Consider the following 12306-nt stretch of genomic DNA (forward strand, 5'->3'; position numbering starts at 1 on the left):
TAGTTTATTTTATCACAAAATGCAAATCTTATCATCATTTTAATTTTAGCTTTGATAGAGCATCAGCAAGTCCTGTGTTTAATACTTCATCTTGTTTATCTTGTTTTTTCAAATATTTACTTACTTCACCTTTGCTAAGTCTATTTTTTTCTTTTTCTTTTCTCTTGTTAAAACTAGAGAGTTTTTCTCTATATCCACATTGACAAGTAAAGATTTGTCCTTCTCCTTGACCCTTTAATTCTAGTCTTTTTTTACAATTAGGGCATCTTGCATTCGTAGTTTGAGAAATGCTTATTCTCTTACCACATTCTCTATCTTGACAAACATACATCTTTCCTCGTTTACCTTTTACTTCAAGCATAAACTTTCCACATTCTGGACATTTTGTTCTGGTTATATTATCATGTTTGAACTGTAAGTCACTAGACTTTATTTCTTTTACTATTTTTTTAGAGTAATCTTTTATTTCTTCTATAAACTTTTCCCTTTTTAACTTTCCCTGTTCTATAAGAACTAATTTCTTTTCCCATTGACCTGTTAAATCAGGTGATTTTAAATCTTCAGGTACAAGTTCTAAAAGCTGCTTACCTTTTCCTGTTATAAGCATATCTTTTCCTCTATTTTCTATTAAAAAGGTTTTATATAGTTTTTCTATTATATCAGCTCTTGTAGCAACAGTTCCTATACCACCAGTTTCATTTAATATATTTGCAAGTTCTTTATCTTTTTCTTCCATATATTTTACTGGGTTTTCCATAGCCATAAGAAGAGTTCCTTCTGTAAAATATTTAGGGGGTTTTGTTTCACCGATAGTCTTTTGTATGTTTACTATATTTAAACTATCTCCTTCATTTATAAGTGGGAGGGTTTGATCTTTTACATCTTCTTCTGCTTCATCTTCTAAATCATTATATACCTCTTTAAATCCTTCTTTTATTACTCTTTTTCCCTTAGCTACAAACTTTTCTTCATCTATTTTAGCTGTTATCTTAGTTTCTTCATATTCAAATGGTGGATATAATACAGATAAAAATCTTTTAACTACTAAATCATATATCTGTCTTTCTTTAAAGTTTAAGTCTCCTAGGTTTAGTCTTTGTTCTGTTGGAATTATAGCATGGTGATCTGTTACCTTTTTACTATCTACAAAGGACTTATTTGCCTTTATGGGTTTATTTATTAATTTTCCTACTATTGGTTTATAGTCCCCTACATTTATACTTTTTAATCTATCTTTTATTGTACTTACTATATCTTCTGACAAATACTTGGAATCCGTCCTTGGATATGTAAGTACTTTATGATTTTCATATAAATTTTGCATAAGTGAAAGTGTTTCTTTAGCTGAAAATCCATATCTCTTATTGGCATCTCTTTGTAGTTCAGTTAGATTATAAAGTCCATTTGCATATGTCTTTTTAAGAGTTTTTTCTACATTTGTCACTTTTAATTCTTTTCCCTTAAGCTTTTTTAATAAATTATCTATATAATTTTCATCAAAGTTTCTAGTATTATTGTTTTTATCTTGCCATGTAAGATTTATTTCTTTTGTTCTTATACCTATACCATAATATTTCTTTGGTTTAAAAGTTTTTACCTCTTCTTCTCTCTTACTTATCATAGAAAGAGTTGGAGACTGAACTCTACCACAAGAAAGCTGTGAATTATATTTTACAGTCAAAGCTCTTGTTGCATTTAGTCCAACTACCCAGTCTGCTTCTGATCTTGCTATTGCAGCTTGATATAGGTTTTCGTAAACTTTACCAGGTTTAAGACTTTTAAACCCATCTCTTATAGCTTTATCAGTTACAGATGATATCCAAAGTCTTTTTATAGGTTTTCTTACATTAGCTTTTTCTATAATCCACCTAGCTACAAGTTCTCCTTCTCTTCCTGCATCGGTAGCTATTATTATCTCGTTTACATCATTTCGCATCATCTGTTTTTTTACTGCGTAAAACTGCTTTTTGGTGTCATTTATAACTACAAGTTTACTTTCTTTAGGAAGTATTGGAAGATCTTCTAAGTTCCAAGTTTTATACTTTTTATCGTACTCTTCTGGGGTGGCTAAAGTAACAAGATGCCCTAGTGCCCAAGTTATTATATATTCTTTTCCTTCTAAATAGCCATCACCTTTTTTATTTGCCCCCAATACTCTGGCAATGTCCCTTGCTACTGAAGGTTTTTCCGCTAGTACTAATGATTTACTCATTATATATCCCTACTTTCAAATTCTTCTAGTTTTTCACTTAAAATTACCCATCTCTCCATCTTTTCTTCTAGTTTTTCTTCTGTTTTTTCTTTTTCTTTTAATAATTCTTCAAGTTTTGTATAATCACTTGAATGTTTTTTTAATGCTTCCTCTATCTTTTTTATTTCGATTTCTAAATTTTCTATATCACTATCTATAGTATCCCATTCTCTTTTTTCATTATATGAAAACTTTGTAATCTTTTTAGTTTTTTCTTTTTCTATTTTAGGTTTTTCTACTATTTTCTTAGTTTCTTCTTTTACTTCTTCTGTCTCTTTAAAATATGAGTAGTTTCCAGTGTACTGTTTTACAACTCCTTGTCCAACAAATACAAATACCTTTTCTGCTATCTTATCTAAGAGATATCTATCATGGGAAATTATTATAACTGCTCCATTAAAATTTTCTATATAATCTTCTAATATCGTTAAAGTCTCTATATCTAGATCGTTAGTAGGCTCATCTAAAAGAAGCACATTTGGAGCCTTCATAAGAACTTTTAAGAGATAAAGCCTTCTTCTCTCTCCTCCAGATAGCTTTCCTATAGGAGCATATTGAAGGTCCTTATCAAATAAGAACTTTTCCATCATTTGAGATGCACTTATCTTTACACCATCACTTGTAGAAACATATTCACCACTTTTTTTAATATATTCTATTGCCCTTTGATTCTCATCAAAATCATCTACCTCTTGTCTAAATATTCCAAGGTTTATTGTCTCTCCAATTTCTATAGTTCCACTATCAGGTTCTATTTTTCCTTCTATTATTCTAAAGAGAGTAGATTTTCCTATACCATTGTCTCCAAGTATACCTATCCTATCATCTCTTAAAACAGTATAAGAAAAGTCTTCTATAAGTTTTACATCGTCAAAAGATTTAGATATACCCTTTATCTCTATTATCTTTTTACCAAGTCTTGAAGTTCCTACATCTATATCTACTTTTTCTTGATTAAAATCTACTTTAGAATCTTTTAACTTCTCAAACCTGTCTATTCTAGCCTTTTGTTTGGTGCCTCTTGCTCTTACACCTCTTTTTATCCACTTTAATTCATTTCTGTATAAGTTTTTTCTCTTTTCTTCAGTAGCCATTTCACTCATTTCTCTTTCCATCTTTTTCTCTAGAAAATAACTATAGTTTCCTTCATAAGAGTAGAGATTGCCTCCGTCTAACTCTATTATTTTGCTACAAACTCTATCTAAAAAGTACCTATCATGAGTTACCATTATAAGAGCGCCTTTCTTGTTTCTTAGATATTCTTCTAACCACTCTATAGTGTTATTATCTAGATGGTTAGTTGGCTCATCTAGTATAAGTATATCTGAAGGATTTATAAGACTACTTGCAAGGGATATTCTTCTTTTTTCTCCTCCAGATAAGTTTTCTATTTGTTCATTGAAATCTTCTACACCTAACTTTGTAAGAACTGTCTTTGCTTCACTTTCAAGTTCCCACCCTCCTACATTATCCATCTGGGATGAAAGTTTTATTATCTCTTCTTTAGGGGTATTAGGATTTGCTACCGCTTTTTTATAGGCTCTTAAAACTTTCATATTGTCTGAATGACCTTTAAAAACTTCATCTAAAATGGTACTATTTGAATCAAATTCTACATTTTGTGGCATATATTCTATATTTATACCCTTACTTTTTATTATTCTTCCAGAATCTGGTTCTTCTAGAGCTGATATAAGTTTTAAAAGGGTAGTTTTCCCAGTGCCGTTTATTCCTATAAGCCCTATTTTATCTCCTTCATGTATGCTAAATGATATATCTTTCATAAGTACTTTATCGGTATACTCTTTTGAAACTTCTTCTATATTTAAAAGTATCATCTTTTTTCCTCACAATCTAATCTTGATTTATTCTCATTAGATTATATCATATTTTACTTAAATAATGAAAAAAGCCTAAAAGAATTAACTTTCAGGCTTTTTTCATTATTCGTCTGTTTCTACAAGTTCACCAGTCTCAACATCATATTTGTACTCTACATTATCAAGACCTTCTTTATCTATTTCAACTTCTAGTATTGCTTTTCCATTTTTCACTTCTAAAGTCCATTGATCTATATTTGCATCTTTTCCAGCTTCATTTAGAGCTTTATCTATTAATGCTTCTATCTTTTCTACATTTGCTTTAGTGATGGCTTCTTCTTTATCATCATCCCCATCATCTATTACATCTGAATCTGTATCTTCTTTTAAAACATCTCCATTTACTGGATCCATCTTTAATTCATATTCTTTTTCAGCATCAAATCCTTCTACTTGATATACATATTTTCCCATTTCTTTATCTAGTTCTAGTTTTGATACCATTGTATCTGGATATGTTTCCATATACTTATCAAAAGCTTCCATAGGTTTTATTTTTATTTCTCCATACTTCTGTCCCATATCTTCTCCTGGCACATCTGCATCTGAGTTATCATCCCCTGGCTTTTCGTTTTCTACAGGTGGTGTATTTGTATCGTCCTTTACGTTTCCATTATCTGTAGTACAAGCTGTTAACGCAAGTGCTAAAACTATCATTAAGGGTAAAAAAAGTTTTTTCTTTAGCATATAATCAATCCTTTCATTTTATATATTTCTAGTTAAATTATTGTCCTTTTCATATAGTTTTATACCCTATGTTTTTATTTCCAATCAAAAAAGGTGAATTATTCACCTTTTAAACTTTTAATAGATTTATAATTTTTCCATTATATTTTCTATAATACTTTGGTTTCACCTTTGTAAATTTGTCCTGTCTCGCTATCTATAGTTACTATTTCACCATTTTTTAATATACTTGTAGCATCATCTGCACCTACTATGGTAGGGATTTCAAGATTTAATCCTACTATTGCCGCGTGAGATGTAAGTCCTCCATGTTCTGCTATTATAGCCCCAGCCTTTTCTATAAACTGCATCATGTCTTTATCTGTGCTATTTGCAACTACTATATCTCCTTCTTTAAATCTATTTAAAAAGTCTGTTTCATCTTTATATATACATACTCTTCCTACAACTGATTTATTTCCTATCCCAGTTCCTTTAACCAGTACCTTTCCCACTATGTGTACCTTTATCAGATTTGTGGTTCCAGAAATACCTACTGGGACTCCCGCAGTTATTATAATCAAATCCCCTTCGTTTACATATTTCCCTTTTATAGCAGCTTCTACAGAATTTTTTACTACTTCATCTGTACTCTCACTTTGAGGTGCAAGAACTGGATATACTCCCCATACTAAAGATAATTTCCTCATTACTCTTTCAGTTGTTGTAGCAGCTATAATTGGGGTTTTAGGTTTAAATTTGGATATAGCTTTTGAAGTATGTCCGCTAGATGTAGCAGTTACTATTGCAGCGGCTTTTAAGTCCTGTGCAGTGTAGCAAGTAGCTCTACTTATGGAGTTTGTAATTGTAAGTTCAGTTTCTCCAACTCTTATCTTTAATAGTTTTTCATAGTCTAAAGCTTCTTCAGTTTTTAGAGCTATATTATACATTGTTTTTACTGAATCAACTGGATATTTTCCTGCAGCTGTTTCTCCTGAAAGCATTATAGCACTTGTTCCATCAAATATTGCATTTGCAACGTCAGTAACTTCAGCCCTAGTAGGTCTTGGATTTCTTATCATAGAGTCAAGCATTTGTGTTGCTGTAATTACAGGTTTACCAACATTATTGGATCTTTTGATAAGGTCTTTTTGTACAAGTGGCATGATTTCAGTTTCTATTTCTACTCCTAAATCTCCCCTAGCTACCATCATGCCATCTGAGGCCATGAGTATCTCTTCTATATTGTCTACTCCTTGTTGGTTTTCAATTTTAGAGATTATATCTATATTTTCACCATTATTTTCTTCTAGTACTTTTCTAATATTAGTTACATCTTCAGCTCTTCTAATAAATGAAGCTGCGATAAAGTCTACATCATTTTTTATACCAAATTTTATATCCTCTATGTCTTTTTTAGTTATCGCCGGAAGATTTATTTCAACGTGAGGTACGTTTACGCCCTTATGATTTGAAAGATTTCCATTGTTTAAAGCTATACATTCTATCTCAGTATCTTTTATCGATAATACTTCGAGTTCTACAAGCCCATCATCTATAAGAATCATATTTCCTGGTTTTACATCATTTGGTAGTCCCTTATAAGTTACACTTACCATTGACTTATCTCCCAGTATATCTCTAGTTGTCAGAATAAAGGGATCACCTTGTTGTAGTGTGATTTCTCCATCACGAAAATCTCCTAGTCTAATCTCAGGACCTTTTGTATCTAACATTATACCTATAGGAAGTTCTAACTCTTTTCTTACCTTTTTTATAGCATCTATTCTCGCTTGGTGTTCTTCATGATTTCCATGGGAAAAATTAAGTCTACATACATTTACACCATTTTTAAACAGCTCCCTTAAAACTTCTTCTGATTCTGAAGCTGGTCCTATGGTAGCTACAATTTTAGTTTTCTTCATAAGCTTTCCTCCTAAATTGACAATATTTTTGCTGTTTCATACATTTCTTCATTGAATTTTTTTTCTATATCAAGTGCTTCTATTATATCTAAATCCATTACCTTATTGCATTTAATACCAAGTGCTCTTCCACTTTTTCCCTCTAAAAGCAGTTCAACGGCTCTTCTTCCCATTTCACTAGCCATTATTCTATCAAAACTTGTAGGTGTTCCTCCTCTTTGAACATGACCAAGAATTGTAACTCTTGTATCTATATCACTACCTTCTTTTATATCTTCTGCTAAATCATATGGATTTCCAACACCTTCTGCAAGCACTATTATATGATGTAGTTTACCTCTGTTTCTACCTCGTATAGCTCTTTTTATAACTTCATCTATATTAAATTTTATTTCAGGAACTATTATACTTTCTGCTCCACCTGAAATACCTGAGTAAAGTGCTATATCTCCAGAGTTCCTTCCCATTACTTCTATTATATTTGCTCTTCCATGAGATGTACTTGTATCTCTAATTTTACCTATAGCTTCTGCTGCTGTCTCTACTGCTGTAAAAAACCCTATTGTATAATCTGTATATCCCATATCATTATCTATTGTACAAGGTATTCCCATAGTTGGAACTCCTGCATTTGCAAGCTTTCTTGCGCCCTTAAAGCTACCATCTCCACCAAGCACTATAATTCCATTTATACCAAAGACTTTTATAACGTTTAATGCTCTTTTAAAACCTTCTTCCGTCATGAACTCTTCCGACCTACTACTTCTTAGAATAGTTCCTCCTCTATGTATTATATCAGCTACAGAGGATAGGTTCATCTCTTCTATTTCACCATTTATAAGTCCTTCATATCCTTGTTTTATCCCTACAATATTTATATTATTAAAAATTGCTGTTCTAATTACTGCTCTTATGGCAGCATTCATTCCTGGAGCATCCCCGTTGCATAAAATCTATAATTATCTATAAAAACTTTATAAAAACTTATAAATCTTAACTGTGATTACCGTTGCCAAATAATCTTCCCTGTTCATCGTATCCGATTTTGCTTTAAGCTACTTTCGTTTGATATAATACTCCAAGGGCTTAAATTCCCATACAACGCATGGTACATATTAGCATCATCTTTTTGAAGCCCTAACCCTATTTATGGAATAAATAGTAGTAGGTCTCATGTCAGGAATATCCAAGAAGACGAGATTTATCGAAGTCTGATTGGATATATTCTACGACTGTGACTTTATGCTAATTTTAATTGGTACTTTGAAAGGTTTAAACTTGCATTTTTATCTCTACAAATATTAAGACCACATTCACAACTATATGTTCTATCTTTTAGTTTCAAATCTTTTTTTATGTTTCCACACCTACTGCAAGTTTTACTACTTGGATAAAATCTATCTACCTGAACAAATTCTATACCATTAAATTGACTCTTATATTTCATTTGTCTTTTAAATTCATATAGCTTTTGATTTGCTATTGCTTTTGATAGATGCTTATTTTTCATCATGCCGGTAATATTTAAGTTTTCCATTACTACTCTATATGGTTTTAACTTGATTATAGCATTTGTTGCTTGATGAATGTGATTTGTTCTTATATTTGTAAGTTGTCTATGAATAAGTTTTATTTGTTTTTCTAACTTTATTATATTATTAGTTTTAACAAATTCTTTTCCATTCTTATTCATTTCATACTTTCTAGAAACCTTTCTCTGTAATCTTTTTAGTTTCTTCTCTAACTTCTTAACTTTAGAACTTTTATTGATGTTTTTAATAGGTTGATCTAGATGGCTTACTATAGCTAGGTTAGTTATGCCAAGGTCTATTCCTATACTTAAATCTTTATTTAACTCGACTTGGTTTTCGCCTTGTTCAAATCCAAAGGTTAAGTACCAGTACTTTCCATCATAATGACACCTTGGATTTATATACGTTTTAAGCTTTGGAATTGTATAGTTTGTTTTATACTTTACCCTTCCTATCTTTTCTATGTTTACTGTATTGTTTTTTATATTCATTCTGTCATACCTTACATAGAAGATTTGTCGGGATTTCTTTTTGATTTTAAAGTTTGGATATTTAGTTTTTCCTTTAAAGAAACTATTAAAAGAGTCTTGAAGGTCAGCAAAAGCTTGAGCTGTTATCTGAGAACTTACTTGTTTAATCCAGCTATACTCTTCTTGTTTTTTAATAGTATTATTAAATATTTCCTTTATAGTATAGCCTGTAGGTTTTTCTCCCTTTTTATATAGTTCTTCCCATTTGGCAAGACCAAAGTTATAGCTAAATCTAGCTACCCCAACTGACTTTTTCATCAATATTTCTTGGTCAAAAGTAGGAATTAATCTTATCTTTATTGACTTAATCATGTTATTTACCTCCTTAAGCTAATTATACCACTTTAAAAGAGATGTAAACACATGTTTGTCAATATTTCCAAAATCAATTTATAAGTTTTTATAAAGTTTTCAATGTTCATCTCGCTTCGCTTGCTTCTCTTCTTCGTTCGCGAGCTCACTACGCTGCCTGTTTTGTCTTGCAACTCAATAAGTTCGTTTGACAAAAATGCAACGTACATTATAAATTTTATGCTCATTCATATATATTTGCTAGATATATACAGTTCTCTTATGAACTTCTTATGCTTTCACATAAGCGTAGACTATATCATACACCTAATAGGTGCTCCTCCGCTTCCACTACCAATAGCTTGTAATGTACTCCCTTACGGGATAGTCGTTGAACGTTCTTCATGTTACAGAAGCTTCGCTGCTGATTGTCGATTATGCGGGACTTAGGATTTAACCTTATCCTATCTATCTAATTTTTTCTGCTTTCGCAACTTTCACGCTTATACTTACGTATTACGTTGTAGTTTAGATAGCTTTACGAGTTTCCAGCAATTCAAAGGATTTTGGATAGCTTAAAGCTATCACTCCATGCTCTTTACGAACATGGGAGGCTGTCAACATTTTATAAATCTATATGATTTAATAGTTTTTTCATATTTATATAGATTTACTGTAACTGTTAGTTACCTCCACTTGTAAGTATTCCAATAGTCTTCATAATTTCCTCCTAAAACTTTCATTTTAATTTATAAGTGCTTTTAATTAAAAGCACTTATAAATAACTTATCTTTTATTATATCATAGTCTTTAATATAATTAACAATAATTAGGACATTTTAACACAATCATCTCCAAATTTATCTTTTAGTTCTAGTATCACATGTGGGCTACTATCTATCCAAAGAGATTTATCAGAGAGAAATGTTTGCTTTTTATTTTCAATATATATATATACCGGACTTTCTCCAGGGTGTCTAGATAATGCAAGCTTTATATCTTCTATAGATTTTTCTATATTATCTCCCATTACCTTTATATATATATTATCTTTTTTAAAACTTTCTAGAGATAATATTCTCTCACATATTATCTTTGGTTCTTCTACTTCAGATAAACTGAGTTTTCCCTCTACTACTATCACTTTACCTTCATTTAATAAAGAATTATATTTTTCATAAGTTTTTGGAAAAACTATAGTCTCTATAACTCCATACATATCTTCTATAATCATAAAGGCCATCATATTATTATTCTTTGTAATCTTATTTTTTTTCTCTAATATAAGACCTGCTATCCTTATCTTTTTTCCATCTCTTATTCCAACTAATGGTTTTGATGATTCTTCAGATATATCTACTAGAGATTCGTATATTTCAGCAGTAGTTATAGTTGAAATACTACTTATTTCTTTTTCAAAAGGTTCTAGTGGATGACCAGAAATATATATACCCAAAATTTCCTTTTCCATCTCTAAAAGTATCTCTTGAGGAAATTCTTTTAAATCTGGTGCATTATCTTTATCTTCAAATTCTACTACATTGTCAAAAATGGAAAATTGCCCTTCTATATTTCTTTTTTTGTCTGAATGAACTCTATCTATTATCTTTTCATATATCGCTAAAAGTTGTGTTCTCTTTAAGTTTAAACTATCCAGAGCTCCTGATTTTATAAGACTCTCTACAGCACGTTTATTCATAACATTTGAATCTACTTTTTCTATTCGCTCTATAAAATCTGTAAAGCTTTTAAAGTTTCCATCTCTTCTAGATTCTATTATAGCGGATATAAAGTTTATACCTACATTTTTTACAGCGGTTAATCCAAATCTTATCCTTCCGTTATCAACTGTAAACTTATGAAAAGATTTATTTACATCTGGTGGGAGTACTTCTATATTAAGCCTTTTACATTCTTGAATATAAAGAGAAACAGTGTTCACATTTCCCATTATAGAAGATATTTGAGCTGCCATAAATTCTACTGGATAATAGTATTTTAAAAAGGCGGTTCTATAAGCAATTACTGCATAGGCAGCAGAATGTGATTTATTAAAGGCATAATTTGCAAAGTCTATCATAAGATCATATATCTTATTTGCCGAAACCTCATCTACCCCGTTTCTTATAGCGCCTCTAGTTATTATTTTTCCGCTTTCATCTACTTGCCCATAGATAAAGTTCTTTCTTTCTCTTTCCATAACATCCATTTTTTTCTTACCCATAGCCCTACGAACTAAATCAGCTTGACCCATAGAGTATCCGCCTATATCTCTTACAATTTTCATAACCTGCTCCTGGTAGACTATACAGCTATATGTTACATCTAATATATCTTCTAAACTGTTATGAATATAAGTGATTTTACTCCTGTCGTGTTTACATTCTACGAATGTTGGTATCTGGTTCATAGGCCCTGGTCTAAAAAGCGAGTTTGCAGCAATAAGATCCTCAAATACATTTGGTTTTAATTCCTTTAAAAATGCCCTCATGCCAGGACTTTCAAATTGAAATATCCCTAGTGTCTCAGCTTTTGCAAACATCTCAAATACCTTAGGATCATCAAATGTTATTTTATCAAAATCTAAGTCTATACCGTGATTTTGTTTTATTAGATTTACTGTATCTCTTATTACAGTAAGTGTCCTAAGTCCCAGAAAATCCATCTTTAAAAGACCGATTTCTTCAAGTTCTGTCATATTAAATTGTGTTGATATAGCCTCTTTATTTCTTAGAAGAGGAACATAGTTTGTTATCGGTTCTTTAGATATAACTACTCCAGCTGCATGAGTTGAGGTGTGTCTTTGTAGTCCTTCTACTGCCATTGCCACATCTACAAGTCTTTTAGTTTGTACACTTGTTTCATAGCTATTTCTCAAATCAGAACTTACTTCAAGAGCTTTTTCTATAGTCATCCCAAGGTCTGTTGGTATTTGTTTTGCTATATAGTCTACCTCTCCATAAGGTAAATCCATAGCCCGACCCACATCTCTGATAGCTCCTCTAGCTGCCATAGTTCCAAATGTTACAATTTGAGCTACTCTATCTGATCCATATTTTTTTACTACATACTCTATTACCTCTTCTCTTCTTTCATAGCAAAAGTATAGTGATAGGTAAGTGTTTGATACTATCTCCCACTTTTCCCCCACTCCACACCGTACGTGAGACTTTCACCTCATACGGCGTTCCCTCGTTTGAATTTTAGATATATTATGCGACTGATTTAAAA

The 12306-nt window shown here is 31.2% G+C and carries 7 protein-coding genes; all 7 read right to left on the minus strand.

What is annotated here, in order from left to right:
- Positions 1-34 precede the first annotated feature (34 nt).
- Positions 35-2212 (minus strand): DNA topoisomerase III, encoded by a 2178-nt coding sequence (locus TICRE_RS06380; protein ID WP_075726279.1) that lies wholly within the window; start codon positions 2210-2212, stop codon positions 35-37.
- Entirely contained in the window at positions 2212-4089 is a 1878-nt protein-coding gene (locus tag TICRE_RS06385) for an ABC-F family ATP-binding cassette domain-containing protein (RefSeq protein WP_075726281.1), read from the minus strand. Before TICRE_RS06385 ends, TICRE_RS06380 begins: the two co-directional genes overlap by 1 nt.
- A 105-nt stretch (positions 4090-4194) precedes the next feature.
- Entirely contained in the window at positions 4195-4788 is a 594-nt protein-coding gene (locus tag TICRE_RS06390; protein WP_233120158.1) for a PepSY domain-containing protein, read from the minus strand.
- A 179-nt stretch (positions 4789-4967) separates the two neighbouring features.
- Complete coding sequence (gene pyk / locus TICRE_RS06395; RefSeq protein WP_075726285.1) at positions 4968-6722, minus strand: pyruvate kinase; 1755 nt, start codon at positions 6720-6722, stop codon at positions 4968-4970.
- Between the two features lie 11 nt (positions 6723-6733).
- Positions 6734-7675, minus strand: coding sequence for a 6-phosphofructokinase (gene pfkA, locus TICRE_RS06400; protein WP_269843978.1), 942 nt, complete (start codon positions 7673-7675; stop codon positions 6734-6736).
- A gap of 287 nt (positions 7676-7962) precedes the next feature.
- Positions 7963-9096 (minus strand): RNA-guided endonuclease InsQ/TnpB family protein, encoded by a 1134-nt coding sequence (locus TICRE_RS06405; RefSeq protein ID WP_075726289.1) that lies wholly within the window; start codon positions 9094-9096, stop codon positions 7963-7965.
- Between the two features lie 808 nt (positions 9097-9904).
- On the minus strand, positions 9905-12226 hold the full coding sequence (gene dnaE, locus TICRE_RS06410) for a DNA polymerase III subunit alpha (protein WP_075726291.1): 2322 nt from the start codon (positions 12224-12226) through the stop codon (positions 9905-9907).
- Between the last annotated feature and the right edge of the window lie 80 nt (positions 12227-12306).

The sequence above is a fragment of the Tissierella creatinophila DSM 6911 genome (assembly GCF_001940565.1).
GTDB classification, from domain to species: domain Bacteria; phylum Bacillota; class Clostridia; order Tissierellales; family Tissierellaceae; genus Tissierella_A; species Tissierella_A creatinophila.